Below are 26,554 nucleotides of genomic sequence, written 5' to 3'. Positions count from 1 at the left end.
GGCGGCGGCAGCTATGGAAAGTCTAGGGATGGTCTGACCATAGCGCCCAGCGCCCCGGCCCGCAATCACTGAGGCCGATACAATGCCGAATTCTGAACGCTGGTATTCAAATCCGACGCAAGTTTTCTGGACCTGCGACGCGCTTACAAGGGGGCGTGTCATTTCCCACAAGACCGAAATCCGCGAGGTGAAAGGCTGGCGGCTTGGCGCGATAATCCATCGCCTCAAATCCGCCTATGGCTGGCCCATCGTGACGGAACTGCGCGGCCCGGAGAACATCGCACATTACCGGCTGGCCCTTGGCACCGATCTGGCGGGACTGCGCTATCCGCCCAGCGCCCAAGCGCTTGCCGACCGACTGGAAGGGGGTAGGGCATGACCGCCTATCGCATTGCCTTCCTATGCGCGCGTTATGGTCTTTCACCGCAACGGGCAGCGCTTGTGGCTCGCATGGTTTGGGGGGATCTGGAATGACCCCGGCGCGGCACGACACGCCGCGCGGTTGGGTGGAGGTGCGCGCCGCGACAGCGCGCACCGGCCCTGCCTTCGCGGTCTATGACCTGACCGAACACCGCGCCCATGCACGGCTGGTCTATCTGGCGCCATGCCGCCGCAGCGCGCTGCTGTGGGCGCTGCGCTGGTCTGCCCTGACGGGGCGAAGGCTGGACTGTCCAGAGGTGTTCCATGCCGCCAGCGGGCGGCTGAGGGGCGCTGTGGGGGTGCAACGTGGCAGCTAGGCCCTACAAGCGCCACAAGCGCGGCACCGGACGCTTTGTGCAGCTTATGGAATACATGCAGGCCAGCGCGGCATGGGCAACCCTGCCGCCCGGCCCGCGTGCGCTCTACGTCGAAATAAAGCGACGCTTCACCGGATCGAACAACGGCGCGCTCTACCTTTCGCACCGGGATGCGGCCAAGGCGCTGAACGTGGCCCGCAACACGGTCGCGGGCTGGTTCCGGGAACTGGAGGCGCGCGGCTTCATCCGCAAGACCGGCGAACACCACCTTGGCCCGTCCGGCATCGGGCAGGCCAGCACTTATGCTTTGGAGGAAGAACCATGCGACGGAAAACCGGCATCGAAAGCCTATATGTCATGGCGGGCAAAATCAGAATCCCCGCGCAAAATTTGAGCCGCGCGGCGCAGTCACTGAGCCACTTCCGGCCCGGTGACACGCTGCGACGTCCAAAGCGGCGCAATCACTGGGCCGCCTTGGGGCGATTTTGCCGGACAGGCGGCGCAGTATTTGAGCCATATCTACATCTAAGCCATAGGCCCACGCTTCAAGCGGTGCGCAGCAAGGATGCCCAGCGATGCAAGGTGCAGCCATGACCGACAAGACCACTACGCCGCCCGTGCCCGTCACCGGGGATAAACGCGAGGGTCCGACCGTCGCCTTGAGATTTGACGCGGGCGACGTTCTGAGGGTCGAAAGGTTGGGCGATTATGGACGGATCAAGGCAGGTGCGGGAAACGCCCAGGTGTCACTTGGGCTGGTGAAGCAAGCCGCCGTCCTTGGGTCTCACGGGCAGCGCATCGACCCAGAGGCGTCCAGCTTCGCGCTGGGCTTTGTCGATAGCATGGCCCCCCGCGATGCAGCAGAAACGCTGTTGCTGGCCCAGATGGCAGTAATTCACCAAGCAACCATGATGATGGCGCGGCGGCTGAACCACGTTGAGAACTTGCGCCAACAGGACGCAGCCGAAAGGGCGCTGAACAAGCTGGCCCGAACCTACGCAGCGCAGCTTGACGGGTTGAAGCGGTATCGCAGCAAGGGGCAGCAGGTTGTTAGGGTGGAGCGGGTGAATGTGGAAAGTGGTGGTCAGGCGGTTGTTGGCAATGTGCAGCACGGGGGGCGGGCAGATGGGCAAAGGTGACGCTAACCCCATAGACCGAACAAGCTTGGTCAAAGCGGATGTCCGCAATCTGCGCGTGGGCGAGTGCATATCGCGATCGAGTAGTTTGATGAAAATCCGGTAAAATCGGCTATGCTCAACGTTATCGAACACAGGCGCGAGAAAGAAAGGGGCTATCTCATGACGGACAAGCTTACCCTTGATGACGTCCGGCAGATGTTCGGAGGAACAATACCAAAGTCAGCTTTGAATATCATCAGCGTAGCGAACGACAACGTGACGCTTGACGACCTCCGCCATACTTTGGAGGGGTTAGCGGCTTTAGAACATGCTGCACCTAGAAAGCGCAGTCTCGGCGTTCTATTCGGTAAAGAGTTGAATGATGAGCATGCAGATGGGCAAGGGTGACGCTAACCCCATTGATCGGGCCAATGCCGCACCAAGATGCACCGCCACCGCCAAGCGCACGGGCAAGCCTTGCCTCGCCCCGGCTGTCACTGGCTGGCGGGTCTGCCGCGTTCATGGTGCAGGCGGTGGCCAGAAACCAGGCCCCGCGCACCCGAACTTTCGGCACGGCGAACGGTCGCACGGTGCGGTGGCGCTGCGCGCGCAGGTCGACAGGCTGGTCAAACAATGCCGTGCCTCTTTACTAAAGCTGCACTGACCGGAGGCAGCGGATTACGACCGGGGGACGGGCAAAAACAGGGGTTCTGCCTCGTCTGGTCTGACATGCGCTTCGCTAAGGCTCCGAGCGCCCTTGGTGCATCAGCCCATCGAAGTGTGGGCCGGACGCGTCCGGGCGCGACGGCGGTCGCTCTGCCAACTCCAGAACGCCATGCCCGCCCATGTAACGCAGTAGAGCAGGCCAAGCGCCAAGACGACGATCCCGGGCAATGGTCCGATGTCTGCACGTGAGAGGAATTCGTCAATGCTGGTGACTGGATCCGGGTGGACGATAAGCTTACCAAGATAGGCAGTTGCTTGGATGAGCAGGATCCACAGATAGTTGCGCCGGATCCGCCGCCCCATCGCGACAGCAGAACTGACGTGATAGCGCGGATGGAGGTAATCGTCAGCCAGCCTGTCCTGCCATCTTTCGTCGAGATGCAAGTCCCCCTCCTTAAGCATAGGCGCGAAGAAATGCGTCTCTAGCCAGCGGCAGCGGGCCCGCCACACGTTGAAGTAGCGATATCGGCGCGCCTCGAGCATGAGGAAGAACATGATAAGAATGCCGACGAGCACCAGCGGTAGTGGCGAAGCGTCGGGCGCGGCGAAGGTGATGGACAGCGCAACACCAAGCGTTACCACTGACCAGTTCGTTGTAGTATCGAGCCTTTGTCGCCAAAGCGTCGACCGATAAACCTCGCCTCGGTACAAGTGGGCGAGGGCGCCGATCTCGGCTGCGCTCAGTTCCTTCCGCGCAGGAGGAATTTCTGTCATCTTCCGGCCTCCCCCTCCAATGTCGCACGGCTGCACGACGAGGGTAAAACTAAAAATGTGCTAGGGCGTAAAGTAGGTTGTGCTGAACGCATCTCGTCAGGCCAGCCATTGACGTGGAACACGTAGAGCATTCGCGCCAGCTAGACGGAGCCGAACGGGCGCTGAACAGGCTGGTCAGGGGACGCTGCGATCTGTTGCCGACGCTGGGCTGAATGCAGGCATCCCAAAGCGTGGAGGGGGGGCGTTTCAAACTCTACGGCATCGTGCAGGCGGGACCGGCCTGGCTGGAAGTGCTGTCTGCTAACACAGGATTTGCATTCTCACGCGCGCGAAGTAAACAGATTGGTCAGAGGAAAGACCGCTTCGACCTACCGTCAAAAATTTAGCCCACTAAGGATTATCGTTATAGGCAGACTTAGTTCCATCTATCGGCCCGCCCTGTTGCTCTTGCCCCCCAAACTTGCTCCGGTCGCGCATTTAGAAGCCTTTCTTAGAAAAAGACCGGGCTTCAAGCACTTTAGGCTTGAGAGCTTGGTGAAGTCCGTACCTGAGCGGATAGTCGTGCGTGGCGTTCTGGATGGCAATCCTGTCTATGTCAAACGCCTGCTGGGTCCGGGTGCAGATCAACGCATTCATGGAATGATGGCAGAGCTTGATTTTGCCGTGGCCCGGATGACCAACACCAACAACCGCGTGGCCGGGTATATGACTGCAGACCCTGAAGCTGGACTTATTGCCCTGCAGCTGGCACCGGGGTGCCCGATGGGCGCCGCCATCCGGCTGGCGCAACGTGAACGCCGCGAACAGCTTTTGGGTATGGGTGGGTCTTGGCTGACCCAATTTACGAAATTGAGGTGTAAGACCGTATCGTTTGATGCTCAACGGATGCTGGGTCCTTTGCAGGACCCTGCGGGAATTGCCAACCCGTTGGATCTTGCGCGGTGGCAGCGGTTGACGGGCTGGCAGGCCGAACGCATCGACGAGCTGCGCGGCAGCAAGCTCAGCATTGCTGCCAGCCATGGCGATTTCCATCCGGGCAATCTGCGTGTGCAGGGCAATACGATCCATGCCTTCGACATCGAGGGAGAGACCTGGATGCCGATCCTGCGCGATTGCGTGACCTTCCTGCTGCATGTGCAAGACCACCTGCCGCAGACCGGCGCCGCAACCCACATGGGTATTGCGGTGGACAGTGCGCTGCCATTTCTGTCCACGCTTGATCTTTCGAGAGACGAAAAGGAGCAGCTGTTGCCGGTGTTTATGGCGCGCCGCTTGGCCAACGCCCTCGTCAAGCGGCAGCGACAGCCAAAAATTCTTCACGTTGCCCGGTTCGTGACCGACAACCTGTTGCGCGAATTGGCCTAGCGAGTTGGCTTGACTGAACCCATACCCCCCAGCCGAACGCAACGCCTCTGAAAATGAAGCATTCCCACGGGTCTGCAGCAAGGACTAGGGGGCTTTTAAAAAGGGGGGGTAGCATTGAAGGTTCTACGGTCTCTCACGCCGGACCGGCGCGGGCAATGAAATTACCCAGTCACAATTCAAGGCATTTGGAAAGGCGGCGTCGGGGGTGGACACATTGTCTGCGCCGCGCGTCTTGCGGAACCGGCTTCGGTCATCACGCTTCCTGTCAACACAGTTTTTCGTCTCTCACGCGAGCGCGGCGCGGCTGGGCGGTTGCATCTGCCTGTCGTCGATTTCCCGCGCTTCTCTGAGATCCGGCCCCCCCGAAAAATAAGATGGGGGGTAGTGTCCCTAGACCCGTGCCATTGCCTCATTTTGACTGGGAGCAGTTTTTGACAGGGGGTGTGGGTGCGTCTGCGTCATCAAGCGCGCCCGAACGTTCCTACATCGTTCGGCATATGCCAGAATTTAATGGGGGAAGCGTTGGGGGAATAAAAATATAGACATCGCCAATTTCAAAACGAATACAACGCTTTAAACGGATGATGTGGCGGAGAGGGTGGGATTCGAACCCACGGAACCCTTGCAGGCTCAACGGTTTTCGAGACCGCCCCGTTCGACCACTCCGGCACCTCTCCGCGCTTATTTTGGTGTGGTGTCGCGGAATTAGAGGGGTGGGGGTTGAAGCGCAAGGGGGTTTGACCGAAAAATCCGCCGAGGCCGAGATTTTCGCGAAAGGGCGGGACATGCTGAGCATTCTGGGACTGATGGCGGCGCTGGCCGCCTCGGGTCCGTCGCCCGCGGGGACCGACTGGTCGCCCGCGACCATCCATCGGGTGCAGGCGCAGGACAGCGACCGGCAGCAGCAGGCCGACCGGCTGTGGCAGGTGCTGGGGATGGATCGGCTGATGCCGGTGATGCAGGCCGAGGCGGTGGGCGAGGCCGCGCGCATGCAGGCCGAGGGGCTGATCGCGGGGCAGGGCCCGGACTGGGCGCGCACGGTCGGCCGCATCCACGATCCCGCCCGGCTGGAACGGCTGTTCCGCGACAGCCTGGCCGAGGCGCTGGCGCGCACCGACGCGGGTCTCGTGGACCGGGCCTTGGGCTTTCATGCCTCGGAGCTGGGGCAGCAGGTCGTCGGGCTGGAGATCTCGGCCCGCCGCGCGATGCTGGAGGAAGGTGTCGAGCCGCTGGCCCGCCAATCCTTCGCCGAGGCGCTGGACCAAGGGGCACCGCGCGCGCTGGCCATCCGCGACATCATCGACCGGGCCGACCTGATCTCGCCCAACGTGGCGGGGGGGCTGAATGCGGCGCTGGCCTTCGCGCGCGGCTTTGCCCAAGGGGACGGCTTCGACATGACCCCCGACCCGCAGCAGATGGTGCAAGATGCCTGGGCGCAGCGCGACCAGATCGAGGCCGAGGCGACCGCATGGCTGCAGGGCTTCCTGATGCTGGCCTATGCGCCGCTCAGCGATGCCGAGCTGGCCTCCTATGGGGCGTGGGCCGCCTCGGCCGAGGGGCAGGCGCTGTCGCGGATCGTCTTCGCGGGCTTCGACGGGGTCTTCGAGCACACCTCGTACGAGATGGGACTGGCGGCGGCGCTGCGGCTGCAGGGGCGGCAATTGTGATCGTGCTGCTGGGGGCACTGGCCCGGCCCGGCCTGATGACGGCGCTGGATCTGTCGGGGCGGCCGGTGGTCCTGGCTGGTCGCTTGGAAGGCGGCGGTCGGGCGGGGATCGACCGCGACGGCTGGCCCGCGCTGATCGGCAGCGACGACGCGCTGCCGGGGGTCGAGGTCGAGGCGACCGCCGCCCTGACGCGCTATGCGGCGGTCATGGGGCTGCAGGCGCAGCAAGTGCAGGCCCACGAGGTGCTGGGCCTCGGCGCGGGCGGGCAGGGCGATCCGCTGCCCGACGCCCTGCGCGAGGCGCTGGCGGCCGAGATCGCCCGGCAGATCCTGAATGCCGATCCCGGCACCGATCCCGACCTGCTGGCCTGGCGGCTGCCGATGACCGGCATCTGGGCGGCCAGCCGGCTGCGGGCGCAGGCCATGGCGCCCTCGGGGCAGGGGGTCGTGGCGCCGCGGGGCGGGGGGCCGTCACCACCTTGGCGCGCCACCAGCCCTTCCTGGGCTATTTCGGCGTCGCTCGGCACGACCTGACCCATGCGCTGCATCAGGGCGGGACCAGCGTGGCGATGACGCGCGAGGCTTTCCTGATGGGCGATGCCGCGGTGCTGCTGCCGTGGGATCCGGTCCGCGACCGCGTGCTGATCATCGAGCAGTTCCGCTTTGCCCCCGCGCTCCGCGGCGATCCCCAACCCTGGCTGCTGGAGCCGATCGCGGGCCGCGTGGATGCCGGCGAGACGCCCGAGGCCGCCATCCTGCGCGAGGCCCAGGAAGAGGCCGGGCTGGAGGTGACCCGCCTCGTTCCGGCCTTCCACGCCTATCCCAGCCCGGGGGCGGTCTGCGAATTCCTCTATCAATATGTCGGCATTGCCGATCTGCCCGACGGGATCGCGGGCATCCACGGGCTGGACGGCGAGGCCGAGGATATCCGCGGCCACCTGATGGACCGCGCGGCGCTGTCTGCGCTGGTCGATGCGGGCCAGATCGCCAACGGGCCGCTGGCCACGCTGTCGCTGTGGCTGGACGCCCGAGTCGAGCGGCTGCGGGGGGAACTGGGGACCGCGTAGCGCCGTTGGCCCGTGCCGGACGGGCAGGCGGCGGGGTTGCCCCACCGATCGCTGCCCGTGTAGGTATCCGGCATCAAGACTCCCTCCGGAAAGAAGGTCGATCGCCATGCGAATCTACACTGATCTGGCCGACGCGATCGGCAACACCCCGCTGATCCGCCTGAACCGCGCCAGCGACGAGACCGGCTGCGAGATCCTCGGCAAGGCCGAATTCATGAATCCCGGCCAGTCGGTCAAGGACCGGGCGGCGCTGTACATCGTCAAGGATGCGGTGGCGCGCGGCGTGCTGCGCCCGGGCGGCACCATCGTTGAGGGCACGGCAGGCAATACCGGCATCGGTCTGGCGCTGGTCGGCGCCTCGATGGGCTTCAAGTCGGTGATCGTCATCCCCGAGACGCAGAGCCAGGAAAAGAAGGACATGCTGCGGCTGGCCGGCGCGACCCTGGTCGAGGTGCCCGCGGCCCCCTACAAGAATCCCAACAACTATGTCCGCTATTCGGGCCGCCTGGCCGAGGCCTTGGCCAAGACCGAGCCGAATGGCGCGATCTGGGCCAACCAGTTCGACAACATCGCCAACCGCCGCGCCCATATCGAGACGACCGGCCCCGAGATCTGGGACCAGACCGATGGCCGCGTCGACGGCTTCGTCTGCGCCGTGGGCACCGGCGGCACGCTGGCCGGGGTGGCCGATGCGCTGCAGCCCCGCGGGGTCAGGATCGGCCTGGCCGATCCCGAGGGCGCGGCGCTGCATTCCTTCTACACGACCGGCGAGTTCGACAGCCCCGGCAGCTCGATCACCGAGGGCATCGGCCAAGGGCGCATCACCGCGAACCTGGAAGGCTTCACCCCCGATTTCAGCTGGCGCATCTCGGATGTCGAGGCGCTGCCCATCGTCTTCGACCTGCTGAGGGACGAGGGGCTGTGCCTAGGCGGATCGTCGGGCATCAACGTCGCCGGCGCCATCCGCATGGCGCGCGAGATGGGCCCCGGCCACACCATCGTCACCATCCTGTGCGACTACGGCACCCGCTACCAGACCAAGTTGTTCAATCCCGAGTTCCTGCAGGCCAAGGGCCTGCCCGTTCCCGACTGGCTGACCCGTCCCGGACTGGATCTGCCGCAGGTTTACGAAGACTGAAAGAGTTCATGCGACATCTGATTGCTGTTTTTCTGACGGCACTGCTGGTCCTGACCGCCGTGCCGGTCATGGCCCAGCAGGCCGACACCGTGAATTACCAGACCTGGGAACAGGTCGCCGAACGGGCCGAGGCGCTCAGCGCCAATCCCCAGGCCACCGACGAGGAACTGGCCCGCACCCGTGCGCGCATCGTCGACTGGCGCGACCGGCTGCAGGCCGGGCAGAACGTCAATGCCGACCGCATCGCCACGCTGCGCAATCAGATCGAGTCCCTGGGTCCCGCGCCCGCCGAGGGCGAGAGCGAGGACGAGGAGGTCGCCGCGCGGCGGTCCGAACTGACCTCGCAGCTGTCTACCGCCCAGGCCCCGCGCCTGGCCGCGACCGAGGCCGCCAGCCGCGCCAATTCCATCATCGGCCAGATCGACGAGATCATCCGACAGCGCCAGGCGCTGGAACTGGCCAAGCAGTCGCCCTCGCCGCTGCTGCCCAGCTCCTGGGCGGATGCGGCGGTGGACGGTCTGACCCTGGCCGAGGGGGTCGCCGGTGAGATCACCGGCCAGGACGCCACGCCCGAGACCTGGGCCGAGCTGCGCCCGCGCCTGCCGCAGGTCGGCGCCTATCTGATCGCGGCGCTGCTGATCCTGACCTATGGCCGCGCCTGGATCGTGAACCTGCCCTCGCGCCTCTCGGCCCGCGCCTCGCAGCATTCGCGCGCCGTGCTGGCCTTCGTCGTCTCGCTTGGCCAGATCGCCATTCCGCTGGCCGGGGTCTATCTGGGCATCAGCGCCATCCGGGCCACCGGGCTGGCCGGGGAATGGACCACACCCTTCCTCAGCGCGCTGCCCTTAGCGGCGATGATCCTCTTCGGGGGCATCTGGCTGGCCCGGGCGCTGTTCCCGCGCAAGGCCATCGCCTATACCTCGCTGCAGATGAGCGAGGCGGCCCGCGTCTCGGCCGGGCGGATGGTCACCGTGCTGGCCGCGATGATGGCGATCCATCACCTGCTGTCGCGCGCGGTCCTGCCGCTGTCGGGCCTCTACGAACACGGCGAAGCGCAGGTCGGCCGCGTGCCGGTGCAGTTCGGCGAGGCCTCGGCCGGCGTCTGGCATCTGGGCCTGGCGGTGGCGACCGCGCTGGCGATGTTCCGGCTTGGCAACGTGCTGCGCCGCCTGACCCGCGATGCGGTCACGCAGGACCTGTCCTATCGCCACTGGATCGTCGCATGGGCCGGGCGCCTGACCCGGATCGTGGCGCCGCTGGCGGTGCTGGCCATCGCGGCGGGCTTCGTCAATCTGGGCAACCTGTTCATCTGGCCCTGGCTTTTCTCGCTGGCGCTGGTGGGTCTGCTGATCCTGCTGCAGGATTTCATCGCCGACCTGTTCGACATGGTCCAGCACGGGGCCGAGGGCGCCCGCGAGGGGCTGGCGCCGCTGCTGTCTGGTTTCGCACTTGTGCTGGCCTCGATCCCCGTCTTCATGGTGATCTGGGGCGCGACCCCGGAAGAGCTGGGCGAATACTGGCTCAGCTTCCGGCAGGGCATCAGCCTGGGCGGGATTTCCCTGTCGCCGGGCGCGATCCTGACCTTCCTCGTGATCTTCGCGGTGGGCTACATGCTGACCCGGGGCGCGCAGGGGGCGCTGCGCAACTCGATCCTGCCCAAGACCAAGCTGGATCCGGGCGGGCAGAATGCCGTCGTGTCGGGCCTGGGCTATGTGGGCATCGTGCTGGCGGCGCTGATGGCCATCACCTCGGCGGGGATCGACCTCAGTTCGCTGGCCATCGTCGCCGGTGCGCTGTCGGTCGGCATCGGCTTCGGCCTGCAGAACATCGTGTCAAACTTCGTCAGCGGCATCATCCTCTTGATCGAACGCCCGGTCAGCGTCGGTGACTGGATCAGCGCGGGCGGGCAGCAAGGCATCGTCAAGCGCATCTCGGTCCGCTCGACCCAGGTCGAGACCTTCGACAAGACCGAGGTGATCGTTCCGAACAGCGACCTGATCAGCCAGCCGGTGACCAACTGGACGCGGCACAACAAGGTCGGGCGGATCATCATCCCGGTGGGCGTGGCCTATGGCACCGACACCCGCAAGGTCGAGGCGATCCTGCGCGAGATCACCGAGGATCACCCGCTGGTCGCCATCGACCCGGCCCCGGCGATCCTGTTCCGCGCCTTCGGCGCTGACTCTCTGGATTTCGAGATCCGGGCGATCCTGGCGGATGTGGGCACAGGCTTGGGCGTCACCTCGGACCTGCTGCACGCCATCGCCGCGCGCTTTGCCGAGGAGGGGATCGAGATCCCCTTCGCGCAGCGCGACATCTGGCTGCGCAATCCCGAATCCCTGCCGGGTCAGCGCCAGGGACCGGAGCGCCCGGCGAAAGAGCGTCCCGTCGCGGCGGACCGCCCCGCCCCCGAGCCGCGCGACACCTCGGTCGCCGCCCGCGAACTGCCCGATGACGGGGATTTCGACTCGGGGCGCTGATCCCCCGGGACCGGCACGGCAAAGGGGCGCACCTGCGGGTGCGCCCCTTTTCGCATCCGCATCTCCGACGTCAGGCGGCCAACTTGCGCGCCCCGTCCTCGTCGCTGCTACCGTCGTCGGGCAGCCCCTCGCGCGACAGCATCACCGCCAGGCCCCGCAGCCAGGGGATATGGGCGCAGATGATCATCAGCGCGACCATGATCGGCACGGCCAGGAACATCCCCGGCACGCCCCAGATCGCGCCCCAGAAGGCCAGCGACAGGATGATGCCGAAGCTGGACAGGCGCAGCGTCTGCCCCAGCAGCATCGGATCCAAGATGTTGCCGATCAGGAACTGCGTGATGCTGCACAGCGCGCCCACGATCAGCGTCAGCGTCGTGTCGCCGGTCAGCACGAAGGCCAGAATCGTCGCGATCACCGTCGCCACGATCGAGCCGACCGAGGGGATGAAGTTCAAAATGAAGGTCAGCGTCGCCACCGCCATCGCCAGCTCCAGCCCCGCCACGCGGAAGATGATCCAGACGATGACCGCCGTCACCGCACTGACGCCGGTCTTCACGACCAGATAGCGGTTCACCCGGTGCATGATCGAGGCGATGATCCGGCGGATCTGCAGGGCGCGCTCGGGATCCTCGGCCAGGCGTTCGATCTTGACGGGAAACCAGACCTGCTCGGCGAACATGAAGCCCACGAACAGGATCACCAGCACGCTGCCCGACAGCAGGCCCGAGGCCTGGCCCGCCAGCGACCGGATCCAGCCGGTGATGTTGAAGTTGGTCAGCGCGGTCATGATCCGCTCCTGCGCCTCGGGACCGAGGCGTTCGGTCAGGGCGGGCAGGGCGGCCTGCGCCTGCTCGGCATAGGCGATGGCCAGGAAGACGACCTCGTTCACCTGCGCGACGATGGTGGTCGAGATCCACAGCAGCCCAAGCGCGATGCCGATCAGCGCCAGCGTGGTGGCCAGCCAGTTCGGGACCCGCAGCCGGGTCGAGATCGCGTAGATCGCGTCCGAAGTCAGCGAGAACAGGATGATCGCGATGGCCAGCGAGATCAGGATGAACTTGGCCTGCACCAGCATGAACATCAGCAGCGAAAAGGCGATCAGGCCCAGAAACCCGGTCTGCAGCCGCTCGCGCAGCACGGTCTCGTTCGAATGGTCCACGCAGGTCCTCGCGGCGCTGAAGAAAAACCCGACCCCGGCTGGCGGGATCGGGTCGGTCGGTGTCAGTCCTGATCGTCGGCGATCTCGGCGATTTCGGCATCGCCCTGCTCGGCGATGCGGGCGACCGAGACGACGACCTCGGCCGCGGCGGTGTTGAAGACCTTGACCCCGCCCGCGCTGCGGGACCGGAAGCTGATCCCCTGCACCGGCACCCGGATCGACTGCCCGGTCGAGGTCGCCAGCATGATCTGGTCGTCGCCCTCGACGGGGAAGCTGGCGACCAGCGGCCCGCCCCGCATCGCGCGGTCCATGGCCATGATGCCCTGGCCCCCGCGACCGCGCACCGGGTAATCGTGGCTGGAGCTGATCTTGCCCGAGCCCTTGGCCGAGATGGTCAGGATCAGGTCTTCGGCCGCCGACATCTCGATATAGCGTTCCTGGGTCACGGTGCCCTCGACGGTATCGTCATCCTCGTCCGCCTCGGCCCCGTCATCCAGCGCGCCGGCCACCGCGCGGCGCATCTTCAGATAGGCCATGCGTTCGGAGGGCTCGGCCTCGAAATGGCGGATGACGGACATGCTGACGACCTTGTCGCCATCCGCCAGACGGATGCCCCGCACGCCGGTCGAATCGCGGCTCTTGAAGACGCGGATGGCGGTGGTCGGGAAACGGATCGCACGGCCCATGCCGGTGACCAGCATCATGTCGTCGGATTCGGTCGCCAGACGCACGCCCACCAGCGTGACACCGTCAGGCATCTTCATCGCGATCTTGCCATTGCGCATGATGTTGGTGAAATCGGACAGGGCGTTGCGGCGCACGTCGCCGTCATCGGTGGCGAAGACCACCTGATAGTTGTCCCATTCGGTCTCGGGCGCATCCATCGGCAGCAGGGCCGCGATGCTGACTCCCGCGCCGATCGGCAGGATGTTGACCATCGCCTTGCCCTTCGAGGTGCGCCCCGCCAGCGGCAGCCGCCAGGTCTTCATCCGATAGACCATGCCATCGGTGGTGAAGAACAGCAGTTCGGTATGGGTGTTGGCCACGAACAGCGTGGTGACCACGTCGTCTTCCTTGGTGGCCATGCTGGACAGGCCCTTGCCGCCGCGCCGCTGCGAGCGGAACTCGGCCAGCGCGGTGCGCTTGATGTAGCCGCCCGAGGTGATGGTCACGACCATGTCCTCGCGCTCGATCAGGTCCTCGTCCATCATGTCGCCGGACCAGTCGACGATCTCGGTGCGGCGCGGCACGGCGAAGAGGCCGCGCACCTCGCGCAGTTCGTCCGAGATGATCTGCATGATCCGGTCGCGAGACGCCAGGATCGCCAGATAGTCGCGGATGCTGTCGGCCAGCGACTGCAGCTCGTCCGTGACCTCCTTGACGCCGATCTGGGTCAGGCGCTGCAGGCGCAGGTCCAGGATGGCACGGGCCTGAACCTCGGACAGGTTGTAGGTGCCGTCCTCGTTCACCGGATGCAGGGGGTCGTCGATCAGGCGCAGGTATTCGACGATCTCATGCGCGGGCCAGGGACGCGTCATCAGCTTCTCGCGGGCCTCGGCGGCATCCGCGCTGCTGCGGATGGTGGCCACGACCTCGTCGACATTGCTGACCGCGACGGCCAGACCGCACAGCACATGGCTGCGTTCGCGGGCGCGGCGCAGCTCATAGGCGGTGCGCCGGGCCACGACCTCCTCGCGGAAGCTGATGAAATAGGTGAGGAAGTCGCGCAACGCCAGCTGCTCGGGCTTGCCGCCGTTCAGCGCCAGCATGTTGCAGCCGAAGGTCGTCTGCAGCGAGGTGAAGCGGAACAGCTGGTTCAGCACCACCTCGGGCGTGGCATCGCGTTTCAGTTCCACGACGACGCGGACGCCGTGGCGGTCGGATTCGTCCTGGACGGTGGCGATGCCCTCGACCCGCTTTTCCTTGGCCAGCTCGGCGATCCGCTCGATCAGGGTGGACTTGTTCACCTGATAGGGGATCTCGTCCACGACGATGGCGAAGCGGTCCTTGCGCGGTTCCTCGATATGAGTTTTCGCGCGGATGATGACGCTGCCGCGCCCCTCCAGATAGGCCTTGCGCGCGCCCGAGCGGCCCAGGATGGTCGCGCCGGTGGGGAAGTCGGGGCCGGGAATGATCTCCAGCAGGCGTTCGGTCGGCAGGTCCGGGTCCGCGATCAGCTCCAGCGTGGCGTCGATCACCTCGCCCAGATTATGGGGCGGGATGTTGGTGGCCATGCCGACGGCGATGCCGCCCGCGCCGTTGACCAGCATGTTCGGGAAACGCGCCGGCAGGACGGTCGGCTCGCGGTCCTTGCCGTCATAGTTGTCCTGGAAATCGACAGTGTCCTTGTCGATATCCATCAGCAGGAAGTTCGCGGGCTTGTCCATGCGCACTTCGGTATAGCGCATCGCCGCCGCCGGATCGCCGTCCATGCTGCCGAAGTTGCCTTGGCCGTCCAGCAGCGGCAGCGACATCGAGAAGGTCTGCGCCATCCGTACCAGCGCGTCATAGATCGCGCTGTCGCCATGCGGGTGGTACTTGCCCATCACGTCGCCCACCGACCGCGCCGACTTGCGATAGGGCTTGTCGGACGTGTTGCCGCTTTCGTCCATCGCATAGAGGATGCGGCGATGCACCGGCTTCAGCCCGTCGCGCAGGTCGGGGATCGCCCGGCTGACGATCACCGACATCGCATAGTCCAGATAGGATGTCCGCATCTCGGCCGAGATGTCGATCACCGGGCCGTCGTGATGCATGACCACGCGCGCCGTCGCGCCTTCTTCGGGGGTTTCGGGCAGATCGTCTTCTGGGGTGTCGGCCACGGGTATTCCTCAACATCTAGTTGGGATTGGGTATAGCCGAGCCGGTGCCGGGGGGCAATCGCGCCCCCGCCGCCGATGCCCCGAAAGCGGCGCTTTTCGGGGCCTCAGGCGCCCTTGCGGGCAGCGATTGCCCAGAGGCCCGCCAGTCCGGCCGACAGGATCGCGTTCCAGCCCGCCATCGACACGCCCAGGAAGGACCAGGCGACCTCGGTGCAGCTGACCACCGGGGCCGATTGCAGGCGGGTCATCAGGTCCTGCGTCGACATGCGGGACAGATCGCCGATCCCGCCCGAGCAATGCGTGGGCCCCGCCCACCAGGTCATCTCGACGCCCACGTGATACAGCGCGACGCCCGCCGCCGTGGCCGCCGCGATCGTGCCCAGCACCGCCAGCGCCCGGACCCGGTCCGTCCACCAGACCAGCCCGGCGACGAGGGCCGCCGCCACATGCGGCCAGCGTTGCAGGACGCACAGCTCGCAAGGCGCATAGCCCACCGCCTGGAAGCCAAGCGCGGCGATCAGCAGAAGGGCCGATCCGGCCCCGGCGAAAAGGGAAAGCTGTCTGCCCGTCACAGGAACCTCACTGCCGCGAACCCGCCGATCAGGCAGGCCATGAAGATGGTGAACACCAGGCCCAAGCGCCGCTCGATGAAGTCGCGGATGGGCACGCCGAATTTCCACAACAGGCCCGCGACGACGAAGAACCGCCCCGCGCGCCCCAGGATCGAGGTCGCAATGAACAGCGGCAGGGACAGCCCCACCGCGCCCGAAAAGATCGTGATGACCTTGAAGGGAAAGGGCGTCAGCGCCGCGAACAGCACGGCCCAGCCCCCGTATTCGGCAAAGCGCAGGCTGAGGTCCTGGAACGCGGCCTCCTTGCCATAGGCGGTCAGGATCCATTGGCCGACCGTGTCCATCAACACCGCCCCGATCCAGTAGCCCAAGAGCGCGCCCAGCACCGACCCCGCCGTGGCGATGGCGGCGATCGCCCAGGCCCGCGCGCGCTGCGCCAGCACCATGGGGATCATCAGCACGTCGGGCGGGATCGGAAAGACCGAGCTTTCGATGAAGCTGACCGCGAACAGCGACGTGCCCGCATGCCGGTGGCCGGCCAGCCCCATGGTCCAGTCGTAAAGCCTCCGCAGCATCCCGGTCCCCCGCTTGGGTTTTCCCCGTCCTTCCCCCTGCAGGCCCCCGGCGTCAAGTCCGATGCGGCCCCTGTCGCGGCGCTGTGATGGAACGGAACCCGGCGCAGACCGGCGCGTTCGGCGCAGCAGAGATCGGGGGGATGTTCGGGATGCAGTGGCGGGGACGACGGGGCAGCAGCAATGTCGAGGATCGGCGCGGCATGGGCCGGGCCGGAGGGATCGGCATCGCCGGCACGCTGGTCGTGCTGGCCGTGGGCTATTTCTTCGGCATCGACGTGTCGCCCCTGGTGCAAGGCATGGGCCAGGAGCAGCAGGGCGAGGTCGAGCTGACCGAACGCGACGAGGAATGGGGCCAGTTCGTCTCGGTCGTGCTGGCCGATACCGAAGAGATCTGGCAGCCGGTCCTGCAGGACCAGGCGGGACTGGCCTATCAGGACCCGACGCTGGTGCTGTTCCGAGGTGTGGTGCAATCGGCCTGCGGCGGCGCTTCCTCGGCGATGGGGCCGTTCTACTGCCCGGGCGACCAGCGCGTCTATCTGGACACCGACTTCTTCGACATGATGGCCGAACGGATGGGCGCGGGCGGGGATTTCGCGGCGGCCTATGTGATCGCGCACGAGGTCGGCCACCACGTCCAGAACCTGACCGGCGTGCTGGGCGAGGTGAACGCCGCGCGCGGATCCCTGCCCGAGGCCGAGGCGAACCTGGTGTCGGTCGCGACCGAGCTGCAGGCCGACTGCTATGCCGGGATCTGGGCGCGCCACGCGCAGGAACGTTTCGGCACGCTGGACGTTGGCGATCTGGACGAGGCGATGCGCGCCGCCGCGGCCGTGGGGGACGATGTGATCCAGGCCAATGCGGGCCGGACGCCGGTTCCCGACAGCTTCACCCACGGCTCGGGTGCGCAACGTCAGGAATGGCTGATGCGCGGGTTCGACTCGGGCGACATGAGAGAATGTGACACCTTCGGCGCCGGCATCCTGTGACCGCCCGACCCCAAGCGGAGGCTACCATGACCCTGATCCTGACCTTTGTCGGCCTGATGTCGGCCTTCGGCATCACCTTGGCCCTGGGGGCGCCCCGGCCGCGCGCCCAGCCCGTCAAGAAGGACTGATCCTCAGCGCGGGAAGCGCGGCTGGCGGTCCATCGTCGCCCATTCGGGCCACCAGCCCATCCATTCGACCCCCGCGATGACCAGCGCGACGGCGATGATGCCAAAGACCATCATCACCATCTTGGCACTTGGGGGGTTGCGAACCCATCTTGCGGCTCGAACCAGCCACATCAGGTTGTGCATCTTGCGCCTCGCCTGTTAAATCCTCGCGACAGCGAAACCAGACGACGCGCCAAAACTCAAGAGCCAGCCCGTGCCGAACCATCGAGACAACCGAAATCTGCCCTATACCGCGCGCCAGATGTACGATCTGGTCGCTGATGTGGAAAGCTATCCGCAGTTCCTGCCGTGGAACAGCGCGGCCCGCATCCGCACGCGCGAGACCCGTCCCGACGGCGCCGAGGAGATCACCGCCGATCTGGTCATCAGCTTCAAGGTGTTCCGCGAGCGTTTCGGCAGCCGCGTCGTGCTGTGGCCCGCGGACGGGCCGGGGCCGCTGCAGATCGACACGGAATATCTGGACGGCCCGTTTCGCTACATGCGCAGCGGCTGGACCTTCACCGACCGGCCCGAGGGCGGCTGCCATGTCGAATTCCATGTGGATTTCGAGTTCAAGAATGCCATTCTGCAACGGCTGATCGGCGTCGTCTTCCACGAGGCGATGTCGCGCATCGTCCGCGCCTTCGAGGATCGCGCCCGCAAGCTCTATGCATGAGGTAGCCCAATGACCCCGTCCCAGACCACCACCGCCCCCGACCTGATGCCTGCCAAGATCGTCTACGGCCTCTATGCCGTGGGCTACGTCGTGGCGCTGACCACGCTGGTCGGCGTGATCTATGCCTATGTCGCGCGGGGCAGGGACCCGGTGCTGGACAGCCACCTGACCTTCCAGATCCGCACCTTCTGGATCAGCCTCGCCATCGCGATCCTCGCCTTCGTGACGATGGTGGTGGGGATCGGCTTCCTGATCTGGGCCTTCCTGGCGATCTGGGGGCTGATCCGGGTGATCTCGGGCTTTCTTCTGGCCAATGACGGCAAGCCGATCACGGGCACCAAGCATTTCGGCATCATGGCCTATTGAAGAAGGGCCGCCCCTCGGGGCGGCCCTGATCGTTCCGGTCAGCGCCGCCCTCTCAGGTCAGCGCGGATTTCAGCGCCTCGGCCCGGTCGGTGGCCTCCCAGCTGAAGGCGGTGGCGCCGTTCAGCGCGTAAGGCGCGCGGCCGAAATGGCCATAGCTGGCGGTCGGCTGATAGATCGGGTGCAACAGGTCCAGTTCGCGGATGATGGCGAAGGGGCGCAGGTCGAAGACCTCGCGCACCGCATCCACGATCCGGCCCACCGGCACGGTCTCCGTCCCGAAGCAGTTCAGGCTGATCGAGGTGGGTTCGGCCACGCCGATGGCATAGCTGACCTGGATCTCGCAGCGCCGGGCCAGCCCGGCCGCCACGATGTTCTTGGCGACCCACCGGCCCGCATAGGCGGCCGAGCGGTCCACCTTGGACGGATCCTTGCCCGAGAAGGCGCCGCCGCCATGTCGGGCCATGCCGCCATAGCTGTCGACGATTATCTTGCGCCCGGTCAGGCCGCAATCGCCCACCGGACCGCCGATCACGAACTTGCCGGTCGGGTTGATGAAGTACTTGGTGTCGCCCGACAGCCATTCGGCGGGCAGGACGGGGCGGATGATCTCCTCGATCACCGCCTCGCGCAGGTCGGCCAGGCTGATCTCGGGGTTGTGCTGGGTGGACAGCACGACCGCGTCGATCCCCTCGGGGCGACCCTCGGCGTCATAGCGCAGGGTCAGCTGCGACTTGGCGTCGGGGCGCAACCAGGGCAGGGTACCGTCCCGGCGGACCTTGGACTGGCGTTCCACAAGTCGGTGGGCATAGGTGATCGGCGCGGGCATCAGCACGTCCGTCTCGTCCGAGGCATAGCCGAACATCAGGCCCTGATCTCCCGCGCCCTGTTCTTCCAGGCTTTCCCGGTCGACGCCTTGGTTGATCTCGGGCGACTGCTTGCCGATGATGTTGATCACCGAACAGGTCGCCCCGTCGAAGCCCACATCGGACGAGTTGTAGCCGATATCGGTGATGACGCCGCGCACGATGGATTCCAGATCCACCCATGCGCTGGTCGTGATCTCGCCCGAGATGATGGCCACCCCGGTCTTCACCATCGTCTCGCAGGCGACGCGGGCGCGCGCATCCTCGGCCAGGATGGCGTCGAGGATGGCGTCCGAGATCTGGTCGGCAATCTTGTCGGGATGGCCCTCGGACACGGATTCCGAGGTGAACAGCGAATATTCTGTCATGATCAATACCGGTAATGGTCGGACTTGAAGGGTCCCTCGGGCGCAACCCCGATATAGGCGGCCTGTTCCGTCGACAGGGTCGACAGCTTGGCGCCGACCTTCTCCAGATGCAGGCGCGCGACCTTCTCGTCCAGCGCCTTGGGCAGGATGTAGACGCCGGGCTTGTAGTCGTCGCCCTTGGTGAACAGCTCGATCTGCGCCAGCACCTGGTTGGTGAAGCTGGCCGACATCACGAAGGACGGATGGCCCGTGGCATTGCCCAGGTTCAGCAGGCGGCCCTGGGACAGCAGGATGATGCGGTTGCCCGAGGGCATCTCGATCATGTCCACCTGGTCCTTGATGTTGGTCCATTTGTGGTTGCGCAGGCTGGCCACCTGGATCTCGTTGTCGAAATGGCCGATATTGCCGACGATGGCCATGTCCTTCATCTCGCGCATGTGCTCCAATCGGATCACGTCGCGGTTGCCGGTCGTCGTGATGAAGATGTCGGCGCTGTCGGCCACATCCTCCAGCGTCACCACCTCGAAGCCGTCCATCGCCGCCTGCAGCGCGCAGATCGGATCGACCTCGGTCACCTTCACGCGGGCGCCCGCGCCCTGCAGCGACGCCGCCGAGCCCTTGCCCACGTCGCCATAGCCGCAGACGACCGCGACCTTGCCGGCCATCATCACGTCGGTGGCGCGGCGGATGCCGTCGACCAGCGATTCCTTGCAGCCGTACTTGTTGTCGAACTTCGACTTGGTGACGCTGTCGTTCACGTTGATCGCGGGGAAGGGCAGCAGGCCCTTCTTCTGCAGGTCGTACAGGCGGTGCACGCCGGTGGTGGTCTCCTCGGACACGCCCAGGATCTGGTCGCGGGTCTTGGTGAACCAGCCCGGGGACTGCGCCATGCGCTTGGCGATCTGCGCCTTGATCACCGTTTCCTCGTCGGATTCCGGCACGGGGATGATGTCCTCGCCCGCCTCGGCCCGCGCGCCCAGCAGCACGTAGAGCGTCGCGTCGCCGCCATCGTCCAGGATCAGGTTGGCGCCCTCGGGGAACTGGAACGACCGGTCCAGATAATCCCAATGCTCTTCCAGCGACTGGCCCTTGATGGCAAAGACCGGGACGCCGGACCTGGCGATCGCCGCCGCCGCGTGGTCCTGCGTCGAATAGATGTTGCACGAGGCCCACCGGACATCGGCGCCAAGGGCGGTCAGCGTCTCGATCAGGGCGGCGGTCTGAACGGTCATGTGCAGCGAGCCCACGATCCGGGCGCCCGCCAGGGGCTTGGCTTCGCCATATTCGGCGCGCAGGGCCATCAGGCCCGGCATCTCGGTCTCGGCGATGTCCAGTTCCTTGCGGCCGTAATCGGCCAAGGCGATATCCTTGATGATGTAATCGGTCACGGCTGCTCTTTCGTCATTCCAGGTTGGCATCGGGATACCGCAAGCCCCCGGTCATCGAAAGGGTCAAACTGTCACGTATTGGAGGGGTCCTGCCGGCTGCTGCGGGCGATCCGCAGGACGAAGTCCCGGCTGAGCTCCTTGGCCATGACGACCGGGTCCCTGTCGGGGGCCCAGTCCTGCATCCGTCCATCCACGATCATCCGCGCCAGGCCGTAAGCATAGCTGCGCGCCGACAGGACCAGCAGGGGGATGTCCTCGCGCGGGTGCAGACGGCCGTCGTCGCGCGCCCGGGTCATCATGCGGGTCATTAGGTCGGTCATGCCGTCGATATAGCGCTTGAGCGTCACCGTCTGCAGCAGGAAGGCGGGATCGCAATCCGACAGGATGCGGAATTGGACGTGGTGGACCGCCGCCCAGTCCAGATAGGCGTCGGCCAGGGCGGTGAACTGCGCCAGCGCGTCGTCGGGATCGACCTGGACGACCGCGCGGCGGCTGACATCCATCAGCACGACCAGCGACTGCTCGATGCTGGCGATCAGCAGGGCGTCGTCATCGGGAAAGAGCCGCCGCAACCGCTCGATCGGGGTGTCGATGGCCAGCGCCACCTCGTCCACCGTGGCCTGCTGGAACCGGCGCTGTTCCATCAGGATCAGCACGGCGCTGATGGCCTGTTCGTGCAGGCCGAGGCGCTTGTCCGAAGGTGTCATATCGCTCATGTCGGGACCCGGTTTGCGGCGCTGTTCTGACCCGAGAAACAACAGCAGACAAAACACTGGTGGCGGGCCCGGGCCAAGCCCAATTCACGCAGTGACGATCATCCGGGCGTCGAAAAAGACCGCAAGTTCAGGGCATCACGGCCCGCCCGGACTTCACCTTATCACGAAGTGTCAAATGCGCGACAACTTATAATAGACAAAACCGCGCGCTTATTTCAAGCGCGCGGTTCCTTCAGGTCGGGCGATCGGGGATCAGGCGCCCGAGCGGGCGACGCGCTTGCGCTCGTTGGGATCCAGATGGCGCTTGCGCAGGCGGACGTTCTTGGGCGTGACCTCGACCAGCTCGTCGTCGTTGATATAGGCGATGGCCTCTTCCAGCGACATGCGCACCGGCGGCGTCAGGCGCACCGCCTCGTCCGTGCCCGAGGCGCGGACGTTGGTCAGCTGCTTGCCCTTCAGCGGGTTCACTTCCAGATCGTTGTCGCGCGAGTGCTCGCCGATGATCATCCCGGTATAGAGCTGCTCCTGCGCGCCGATGAAGAACTTGCCGCGATCCTCCAGCTTCCACAGCGCGTAGGACACGGACACGCCGTTCTCCATGCTGATCAGGACGCCCTGACGGCGGCCCTGGATGGCGCCCTTGTGGGGGGCCCAGCCATGGAAGATGCGGTTCAGCACGCCGTTGCCGCGCGTGTCGGTCATGAACTCGCCCTGATAGCCGATCAGACCGCGCGCCGGGACATGGGCCACGATGCGGGTCTTGCCGACGCCGGCGGGACGCATCTCGACCAGATCGCCCTTGCGCTCTCCGGTCAGCTTCTCGATGACCACGCCGGTATATTCGTCATCGACGTCGATGATGACCTCCTCGATCGGCTCGAGGCGCTGACCGTCCTCTTCCTTGTAGATCACGCGGGGGCGCGAGATCGACAGCTCGAAGCCCTCGCGGCGCATGTTCTCGATCAGGACGCCCATCTGCAGTTCGCCGCGACCCGAGACGACGAAGGCCTCGCCGCCCGGCGTGTCCTCGACCTTGATGGCGACGTTGATCTCGGCTTCCTGCATCAGGCGGGCGCGGATGACGCGGGACTGCACCTTCTTGCCATCCTGACCGGCCAGCGGGCTGTCATTGATGCCGAAGGTGACGCTGATGGTCGGTGGATCGATCGGCTGCGAGGGCAGGGCGTCGCTGACATCGGGATGGCACAGCGTGTCGGCCACGGTCGCCTTGGACATGCCGGCCAGCGTGACGATGTCACCGGCCTCGGCCTCGTCGATGGTGGTCTGGGTCAGGCCGCGGAAGGCCAGGATCTTGCTGATCCGGAACGTCTCCAGCTTTTCGCCGTCGCGCGACATCGCCTTCAGCGAGTCGCCCGCCTTGGCGCGGCCCGCCTCGACGCGGCCCGTCAGCAGGCGCCCCAGGAAGGGGTCGGCGCCAAGCGTGGTCGCCAGCATCTGGAACGGCTCGTCCGAGCGCGACATCTGCTTGGGCGGCTGCACATGCCGGGTGATCAGGTCGAACAGCGCGTCCAGGTTCTTGCGCTCGCCGTCCAGCGTATCATCGGCCCAACCGCCGATGCCCGAGGCATAGACATGGGGGAAGTCCAGCTGCTCGTCGGTCGCGCCCAGGTTGGCGAACAGGTCGAACACGTCGTTGAGGACCTCGTCCGGCTCGGCGGCGGGCTTGTCGACCTTGTTCAGCACCACGATGGGGCGCAGGCCCAGGGCCAGTGCCTTGGACAGCACGAACTTGGTCTGCGGCATCGGGCCTTCGGCGGCATCGACCAGCAGGCAGACCCCGTCGACCATCGACAGGATGCGCTCGACCTCGCCGCCGAAATCGGCGTGGCCGGGGGTGTCGACGATGTTGATACGCACGCCCTTCCACTCGACCGAGGTGGCTTTCGCAAGAATGGTGATGCCCCGTTCGCGTTCGATGTCGTTGCTGTCCATCGCCCGTTCGGCGACGGCCTGATTGTCCCGGAACGACCCCGACTGACGCAGCAGCTGGTCCACCAGAGTGGTCTTGCCGTGGTCGACGTGGGCGATGATGGCGATGTTGCGGATATCCATGACAGCCTTAAATCTATAGGTTTCGCGGCTGCCCTAGCCGATAAGGGCCGTGAATGCCAGCCCGCAATTGGAAAGGGCCCCCGACACGACGGTCGGGGGCCCCTTTGGTCATCATTCCGTCACGTCCCCGTGGGGCGTGCGTCGCCTCAGCTGCGGCGGCGGGTCAGACCCGACCAGACGCGGCCCGCATCGCGGTCGTGACCGCCCCGGATGGCACCCATCCAGGCTGCCAGACCGGCCACCAGCGAGGTGACGGCCAAGAACAGGGCCGACCAGACGGCGGCGCTGCGCGCAGCTTCGGCCGCGTCGATCGCCGCGTCCTGAGCTTCCTGCAGGCGCTGCTCTGCCTCGGCGCGCAGTTCCTGCGCACGGGCTTCGGCGGTGGCCAGAGCCTCTTCCGCCTGAGCCTGCGCTTCGGCCAGACGCTCTTCGGCCTCGGTGCGCAGTTCCTGCACCTGGGTCACGGCCTGGTCGACGCGGGCGTCGATCTGGTTCGGGGTCAGTTCGGTCCGGGCCGCCAGCGCGTCGCGCAGATAGTCCAGATCGTCCTCGGGAACTTCGCCGGTGCGCAGGACGGTGCCCAGGATGCTGGTCACTTCGCTGCGGATCGCCTCGTCCGAGAACTCCTGCGGTGCGGCGGCTTCGCCGCGCAGCAGACGGTCGGTCAGGTAATCCAGCGGGTTGCCGCCATTGCCTCCGGTGCTGTCGCCCGAGGCGGCTTCCGCCGCGCCCGATGCCGCGCCGCCGGCCAGCTGGCCCACGCCGCTGATCGCGCCGCCCGCAAGCTGGCCTGCGCCGCCCACGATGCCGCCCGCCAGTTGGCCGGTGCCCTGCAGGGCGCCGCCGACGGCAGAGCCGGTCGCTTCGACCGCCGTGGTGGCGGCACTACCCGCCGCGCGCACGCCGCCCGAGATCGCCCCGGCGGCCAGCATGCCGCCCAGGATCATGCCGATGGCCCAGACCGTCAGGCCGTGGACGCCGTCACGCGCTTCGGTCTCGTCTTCCGAGGCCGAGTGGCGGGCACGCATGCGTCCGGCGACATAGCCGCCCAGACCATAGACCGCGACCAGCGACACGAAGGCGAAGAGGCCGACCAGAATCAGGGCGAAGGTGCCCAGACCCTCGCCCGGCTCGGCCGAAATCGAGCCCAGGCCCAAGGCCGCCGTGAAGCCGGTCAGGACGACCGATGCCCCGGCCGCGATCGCGGCGCCTGCCAGGATCGACGCCCAATCCACATGACCGCGCGCCGCGCCATCGGCAGTATTCAGGTTTTCATTCATGTCCGTTTTCCTCAACGCAGGCCAAGAAAGGACAGGATGAACAGCACGACCACGACCAGGCCGACGATGTAGATGATCGAATTCATGACTTTTTTCCTTTGTCCGGGCGTCTGTCGCGCAAATCGGCGCGGCATGGCGACGCATCACCGGGCCAACGGGCCACAAAGCGTGCAAGTTCCGTGCGTGCGATAGAAATTCGTCGGCCTAGCTGCGCACGGCCAGCGCCCGGCGCAGCCAGTCCAGCCCCTTGAGGGTGGTCTGCCGGGGGTTGTATTCGCCCGCCACCCAGCCCCGATAGCCCCAGTCGTCCAGCTCTGCGAAGAAGGCGGGATAATCCAGCGTGCCGGTGTCGGGTTCCTGCCGCCCGGGATGGCCCGCGATCTGGATGTGGCGCACCAGCGGGGCCACCTTGCGCCAGCAGGCCATGATGTCGCCGGTGATGTGCTGGGCGTGATAGGTGTCCAGCTGCAGCCCCAGGTTGGGCGCGGCGATCCGGTCGATGATGTCGATGGCCAAGCCATAATCGGACAGGAAATAGCCCGGCATGTCGACCTGGTTGAGCGGCTCGATGGTCAGGCTGGCATGGGGGGCGCGCTTCGTGGCCCAGGACAGGTTCTCGACGAAGGTCTCCAGCGCGGCCTCGCCCTGGGCCCGCCCGGCCATCAGGTGGATGTGGCGCGTGCGCAGCACCTGGGCCACACGCAGGCTGCGTTCGAAATCGCGACGGAACCGATCCTGAAGTTCCGGAACGGCGGCAAAGCCGCGCGGACCGCCCGCCCAGTTGGGGGGCGGCGCGTTGATCAGGACGATGTCTAGCCCGGCGGCGATGGCCGCCCGCGACAGGTCGGGTGCGGCCACGTCATAGGGGAACAGGATCTCGACCCCCTCGAACCCGGCCTCGGCGGCGACGGCGAAGCGGTCGAGGATCGGGATCTCCGTGAACAGCATCGTCAGGTTGGCGGCAAAGCGCGGCATTACGGCTCCAATGCGAAGAACTGTCCGCCGGCCTCGATGCCGATGCGGCCCTCCGGCCCCGGTGCGGCACCCGCGGCGAGCCGGTAGAAGGTCTTGCGGTCGATCAGCGCCTCCAGCCCCGCGCGGACATGGACATAGGGGCGCGGCGCCTCGGCGCTGCCACGCAGGATGATCGCATGGTCGGGACCCGCCTCGACCCGGTCGCCCACATTGGTGGTGAAGGTGACGCGCCCGGGCGCGATCTCGGCATCGGTGGCCAGGAAGGGCGCGTCCTCGACCCGGATGCCCAGCTTTTCGACCGGCGAGACCAGGAAGAACCGGTCCCCCTCGCGCTTGAGGATGCCCGCGAACAGCCGCACCATCGCCGGGCGCCCGATCGGGCTGCCCTCGTGCAGCCAGGTGCCGTCGGCGCGGATCAGCAGGTCCATCTCGCCGCAATAGGGGGGGTTCCACAGATGCACGGGCGGGGGACCGCCCTTGGCCGCGATCTCGACCGCCTCGGCGAGGCCTGCGGCACTCACGCTTTTGTCACCGTTTTCCGCCATTCGATCTGG

General features: G+C 66.2%; 27 protein-coding genes and 1 tRNA gene. 15 read left to right on the top strand and 13 right to left on the bottom strand.

The annotated features are described in order from the left end of the window. Nucleotides 1-82: 82 nt before the first annotated feature. The 6 genes from E4191_RS08110 to E4191_RS23735 all read left to right on the top strand — a co-directional run bounded on the left by E4191_RS08110 (nucleotide 83) and on the right by E4191_RS23735 (nucleotide 2,519). A complete protein-coding gene (locus tag E4191_RS08110; protein ID WP_135312963.1) occupies nucleotides 83-379 on the top strand; it encodes a hypothetical protein in 297 nt (98 codons plus the stop codon). 91 nt (nucleotides 380-470) lie between these two features. Beyond that, nucleotides 471-737 (top strand): hypothetical protein, encoded by a 267-nt coding sequence (locus E4191_RS08105; RefSeq protein WP_135312962.1) that lies wholly within the window; start codon nucleotides 471-473, stop codon nucleotides 735-737. 55 nt (nucleotides 738-792) lie between these two features. After that, entirely contained in the window at nucleotides 793-1,131 is a 339-nt protein-coding gene (locus E4191_RS08100; protein ID WP_228461169.1) for a hypothetical protein, read from the top strand. Between the two features lie 196 nt (nucleotides 1,132-1,327). After that, nucleotides 1,328-1,876 (top strand): hypothetical protein, encoded by a 549-nt coding sequence (locus tag E4191_RS08095; protein WP_135312960.1) that lies wholly within the window; start codon nucleotides 1,328-1,330, stop codon nucleotides 1,874-1,876. Between the two features lie 159 nt (nucleotides 1,877-2,035). Next, complete coding sequence (locus E4191_RS08090) at nucleotides 2,036-2,263, top strand: hypothetical protein (protein WP_135312959.1); 228 nt, start codon at nucleotides 2,036-2,038, stop codon at nucleotides 2,261-2,263. Then, on the top strand, nucleotides 2,235-2,519 hold the full coding sequence (locus tag E4191_RS23735) for a hypothetical protein (RefSeq protein WP_176562667.1): 285 nt from the start codon (nucleotides 2,235-2,237) through the stop codon (nucleotides 2,517-2,519). Before E4191_RS08090 ends, E4191_RS23735 begins: the two co-directional genes overlap by 29 nt. 101 nt (nucleotides 2,520-2,620) lie before the next feature. On the opposite strand, the gene E4191_RS08085 is transcribed toward E4191_RS23735, so the two are convergent. Continuing rightward, nucleotides 2,621-3,295, bottom strand: a complete 675-nt coding sequence (locus E4191_RS08085; protein ID WP_135312958.1) for a DUF2270 domain-containing protein — start codon at nucleotides 3,293-3,295, stop codon at nucleotides 2,621-2,623. A gap of 561 nt (nucleotides 3,296-3,856) precedes the next feature. On the opposite strand from E4191_RS08085, the gene E4191_RS08080 reads away from it, so the two are divergent. Beyond that, nucleotides 3,857-4,660 carry a phosphotransferase gene (locus tag E4191_RS08080; RefSeq protein WP_176562666.1) on the top strand — a complete coding sequence of 268 codons (804 nt, stop codon included), beginning with the start codon at nucleotides 3,857-3,859 and terminating at the stop codon, nucleotides 4,658-4,660. A gap of 587 nt (nucleotides 4,661-5,247) precedes the next feature. On the opposite strand, the gene E4191_RS08075 is transcribed toward E4191_RS08080, so the two are convergent. After that, nucleotides 5,248-5,337 (bottom strand) — tRNA-Ser (locus E4191_RS08075). A gap of 108 nt (nucleotides 5,338-5,445) precedes the next feature. Here E4191_RS08075 and E4191_RS23730 point away from each other — a divergent pair. The 5 genes from E4191_RS23730 (at nucleotide 5,446) to E4191_RS08060 (ending at nucleotide 11,011) form a co-directional block, all read left to right on the top strand. Then, nucleotides 5,446-6,327 (top strand): DUF2059 domain-containing protein, encoded by an 882-nt coding sequence (locus tag E4191_RS23730; RefSeq protein ID WP_176562665.1) that lies wholly within the window; start codon nucleotides 5,446-5,448, stop codon nucleotides 6,325-6,327. Beyond that, the gene (locus tag E4191_RS23725) at nucleotides 6,324-6,860 is read left to right on the top strand and encodes a hypothetical protein (RefSeq protein ID WP_176562664.1); all 537 of its coding nucleotides are present in this window, start codon (nucleotides 6,324-6,326) and stop codon (nucleotides 6,858-6,860) included. Before E4191_RS23730 ends, E4191_RS23725 begins: the two co-directional genes overlap by 4 nt. Beyond that, on the top strand, nucleotides 6,806-7,393 hold the full coding sequence (locus E4191_RS23720; RefSeq protein ID WP_176562663.1) for an NUDIX domain-containing protein: 588 nt from the start codon (nucleotides 6,806-6,808) through the stop codon (nucleotides 7,391-7,393). Before E4191_RS23725 ends, E4191_RS23720 begins: the two co-directional genes overlap by 55 nt. Nucleotides 7,394-7,499: 106 nt before the next feature. Continuing rightward, nucleotides 7,500-8,531 carry a cysteine synthase A gene (locus E4191_RS08065; protein ID WP_135312956.1) on the top strand — a complete coding sequence of 344 codons (1,032 nt, stop codon included), beginning with the start codon at nucleotides 7,500-7,502 and terminating at the stop codon, nucleotides 8,529-8,531. Nucleotides 8,532-8,539: 8 nt separating this feature from the next. After that, nucleotides 8,540-11,011 carry a DUF3772 domain-containing protein gene (locus E4191_RS08060; protein WP_135312955.1) on the top strand — a complete coding sequence of 824 codons (2,472 nt, stop codon included), beginning with the start codon at nucleotides 8,540-8,542 and terminating at the stop codon, nucleotides 11,009-11,011. Nucleotides 11,012-11,081: 70 nt separating this feature from the next. Here the strand turns inward: E4191_RS08060 and E4191_RS08055 are convergent, their stop codons facing one another. The 4 genes from E4191_RS08055 to E4191_RS08040 form a co-directional block, all read right to left on the bottom strand. Next, nucleotides 11,082-12,173 (bottom strand): AI-2E family transporter, encoded by a 1,092-nt coding sequence (locus tag E4191_RS08055; protein WP_228461167.1) that lies wholly within the window; start codon nucleotides 12,171-12,173, stop codon nucleotides 11,082-11,084. Nucleotides 12,174-12,235: 62 nt separating this feature from the next. Beyond that, on the bottom strand, nucleotides 12,236-14,995 hold the full coding sequence (gene gyrA, locus E4191_RS08050) for a DNA gyrase subunit A (RefSeq protein WP_407947010.1): 2,760 nt from the start codon (nucleotides 14,993-14,995) through the stop codon (nucleotides 12,236-12,238). A gap of 104 nt (nucleotides 14,996-15,099) precedes the next feature. Further along, nucleotides 15,100-15,567 (bottom strand): disulfide bond formation protein B, encoded by a 468-nt coding sequence (locus tag E4191_RS08045; RefSeq protein WP_135312954.1) that lies wholly within the window; start codon nucleotides 15,565-15,567, stop codon nucleotides 15,100-15,102. Next, a complete protein-coding gene (locus E4191_RS08040) occupies nucleotides 15,564-16,142 on the bottom strand; it encodes a YqaA family protein (RefSeq protein WP_135312953.1) in 579 nt (192 codons plus the stop codon). The genes E4191_RS08045 and E4191_RS08040 overlap by 4 nt, the downstream gene beginning before the upstream one ends. 149 nt (nucleotides 16,143-16,291) lie before the next feature. Here E4191_RS08040 and ypfJ point away from each other — a divergent pair, with 149 nt between their 5' ends. The 3 genes from ypfJ to E4191_RS08020 all read left to right on the top strand — a co-directional run bounded on the left by ypfJ (nucleotide 16,292) and on the right by E4191_RS08020 (nucleotide 18,337). After that, a complete protein-coding gene (gene ypfJ, locus E4191_RS08035) occupies nucleotides 16,292-17,128 on the top strand; it encodes a KPN_02809 family neutral zinc metallopeptidase (RefSeq protein ID WP_135314383.1) in 837 nt (278 codons plus the stop codon). Between the two features lie 381 nt (nucleotides 17,129-17,509). Further along, nucleotides 17,510-17,971 (top strand): type II toxin-antitoxin system RatA family toxin, encoded by a 462-nt coding sequence (locus E4191_RS08025; protein WP_135312951.1) that lies wholly within the window; start codon nucleotides 17,510-17,512, stop codon nucleotides 17,969-17,971. Between the two features lie 9 nt (nucleotides 17,972-17,980). Continuing rightward, nucleotides 17,981-18,337 carry a DUF4870 family protein gene (locus E4191_RS08020; RefSeq protein ID WP_135312950.1) on the top strand — a complete coding sequence of 119 codons (357 nt, stop codon included), beginning with the start codon at nucleotides 17,981-17,983 and terminating at the stop codon, nucleotides 18,335-18,337. 52 nt (nucleotides 18,338-18,389) lie between these two features. Here E4191_RS08020 and metK read toward each other — a convergent pair whose 3' ends face one another. From metK to E4191_RS07985, 7 genes are all read right to left on the bottom strand, one after another. Further along, nucleotides 18,390-19,568 carry a methionine adenosyltransferase gene (metK, locus tag E4191_RS08015; protein ID WP_135312949.1) on the bottom strand — a complete coding sequence of 393 codons (1,179 nt, stop codon included), beginning with the start codon at nucleotides 19,566-19,568 and terminating at the stop codon, nucleotides 18,390-18,392. 2 nt (nucleotides 19,569-19,570) lie between these two features. After that, nucleotides 19,571-20,956, bottom strand: a complete 1,386-nt coding sequence (gene ahcY, locus E4191_RS08010; RefSeq protein ID WP_228461165.1) for an adenosylhomocysteinase — start codon at nucleotides 20,954-20,956, stop codon at nucleotides 19,571-19,573. A 71-nt stretch (nucleotides 20,957-21,027) separates the two neighbouring features. Beyond that, the gene (locus tag E4191_RS08005) at nucleotides 21,028-21,672 is read right to left on the bottom strand and encodes a TetR/AcrR family transcriptional regulator (RefSeq protein WP_135312947.1); all 645 of its coding nucleotides are present in this window, start codon (nucleotides 21,670-21,672) and stop codon (nucleotides 21,028-21,030) included. Between the two features lie 252 nt (nucleotides 21,673-21,924). Continuing rightward, complete coding sequence (gene typA, locus E4191_RS08000; protein ID WP_135312946.1) at nucleotides 21,925-23,745, bottom strand: translational GTPase TypA; 1,821 nt, start codon at nucleotides 23,743-23,745, stop codon at nucleotides 21,925-21,927. Nucleotides 23,746-23,891: 146 nt separating this feature from the next. Next, nucleotides 23,892-25,025, bottom strand: a complete 1,134-nt coding sequence (locus E4191_RS07995; protein ID WP_228461163.1) for a hypothetical protein — start codon at nucleotides 25,023-25,025, stop codon at nucleotides 23,892-23,894. A gap of 204 nt (nucleotides 25,026-25,229) precedes the next feature. Next, complete coding sequence (locus tag E4191_RS07990) at nucleotides 25,230-26,000, bottom strand: hydroxypyruvate isomerase family protein (protein WP_135312945.1); 771 nt, start codon at nucleotides 25,998-26,000, stop codon at nucleotides 25,230-25,232. Next, entirely contained in the window at nucleotides 26,000-26,545 is a 546-nt protein-coding gene (locus E4191_RS07985) for a DUF1285 domain-containing protein (protein ID WP_135312944.1), read from the bottom strand. Before E4191_RS07985 ends, E4191_RS07990 begins: the two co-directional genes overlap by 1 nt. Nucleotides 26,546-26,554 lie beyond the last annotated feature (9 nt).

It is taken from the genome of Paracoccus liaowanqingii, from assembly GCF_004683865.2.
Classification (GTDB): Bacteria; Pseudomonadota; Alphaproteobacteria; order Rhodobacterales; family Rhodobacteraceae; genus Paracoccus; species Paracoccus liaowanqingii.
The sequence above is the reverse complement of the archived record's forward strand: the minus strand, read 5'-3'. Positions and strand labels throughout refer to the sequence as shown.

Excerpts from the sequence above, each read along its gene's own strand:
- E4191_RS08110 (WP_135312963.1), top strand. The coding sequence starts at position 83 with ATGCCGAATTCTGAACGCTGGTATTCAAATCCGACGCAAGTTTTCTGG.
- E4191_RS08105 (WP_135312962.1), top strand. The coding sequence starts at position 471 with ATGACCCCGGCGCGGCACGACACGCCGCGCGGTTGGGTGGAGGTGCGC.
- E4191_RS08100 (WP_228461169.1), top strand. The coding sequence starts at position 793 with ATGCAGGCCAGCGCGGCATGGGCAACCCTGCCGCCCGGCCCGCGTGCG.
- E4191_RS08095 (WP_135312960.1), top strand. The coding sequence starts at position 1,328 with ATGACCGACAAGACCACTACGCCGCCCGTGCCCGTCACCGGGGATAAA.
- E4191_RS08090 (WP_135312959.1), top strand. The coding sequence starts at position 2,036 with ATGACGGACAAGCTTACCCTTGATGACGTCCGGCAGATGTTCGGAGGA.
- E4191_RS23735 (WP_176562667.1), top strand. The coding sequence starts at position 2,235 with ATGATGAGCATGCAGATGGGCAAGGGTGACGCTAACCCCATTGATCGG.
- E4191_RS08085 (WP_135312958.1), bottom strand. The coding sequence starts at position 3,295 with ATGACAGAAATTCCTCCTGCGCGGAAGGAACTGAGCGCAGCCGAGATC.
- E4191_RS23730 (WP_176562665.1), top strand. The coding sequence starts at position 5,446 with ATGCTGAGCATTCTGGGACTGATGGCGGCGCTGGCCGCCTCGGGTCCG.
- E4191_RS08065 (WP_135312956.1), top strand. The coding sequence starts at position 7,500 with ATGCGAATCTACACTGATCTGGCCGACGCGATCGGCAACACCCCGCTG.
- E4191_RS08060 (WP_135312955.1), top strand. The coding sequence starts at position 8,540 with ATGCGACATCTGATTGCTGTTTTTCTGACGGCACTGCTGGTCCTGACC.
- E4191_RS08040 (WP_135312953.1), bottom strand. The coding sequence starts at position 16,142 with ATGCTGCGGAGGCTTTACGACTGGACCATGGGGCTGGCCGGCCACCGG.
- ypfJ (WP_135314383.1), top strand. The coding sequence starts at position 16,292 with ATGCAGTGGCGGGGACGACGGGGCAGCAGCAATGTCGAGGATCGGCGC.
- E4191_RS08020 (WP_135312950.1), top strand. The coding sequence starts at position 17,981 with ATGACCCCGTCCCAGACCACCACCGCCCCCGACCTGATGCCTGCCAAG.
- metK (WP_135312949.1), bottom strand. The coding sequence starts at position 19,568 with ATGACAGAATATTCGCTGTTCACCTCGGAATCCGTGTCCGAGGGCCAT.
- E4191_RS08005 (WP_135312947.1), bottom strand. The coding sequence starts at position 21,672 with ATGAGCGATATGACACCTTCGGACAAGCGCCTCGGCCTGCACGAACAG.
- typA (WP_135312946.1), bottom strand. The coding sequence starts at position 23,745 with ATGGATATCCGCAACATCGCCATCATCGCCCACGTCGACCACGGCAAG.
- E4191_RS07995 (WP_228461163.1), bottom strand. The coding sequence starts at position 25,025 with ATGAATGAAAACCTGAATACTGCCGATGGCGCGGCGCGCGGTCATGTG.
- E4191_RS07990 (WP_135312945.1), bottom strand. The coding sequence starts at position 26,000 with ATGCCGCGCTTTGCCGCCAACCTGACGATGCTGTTCACGGAGATCCCG.
- E4191_RS07985 (WP_135312944.1), bottom strand. The coding sequence starts at position 26,545 with ATGGCGGAAAACGGTGACAAAAGCGTGAGTGCCGCAGGCCTCGCCGAG.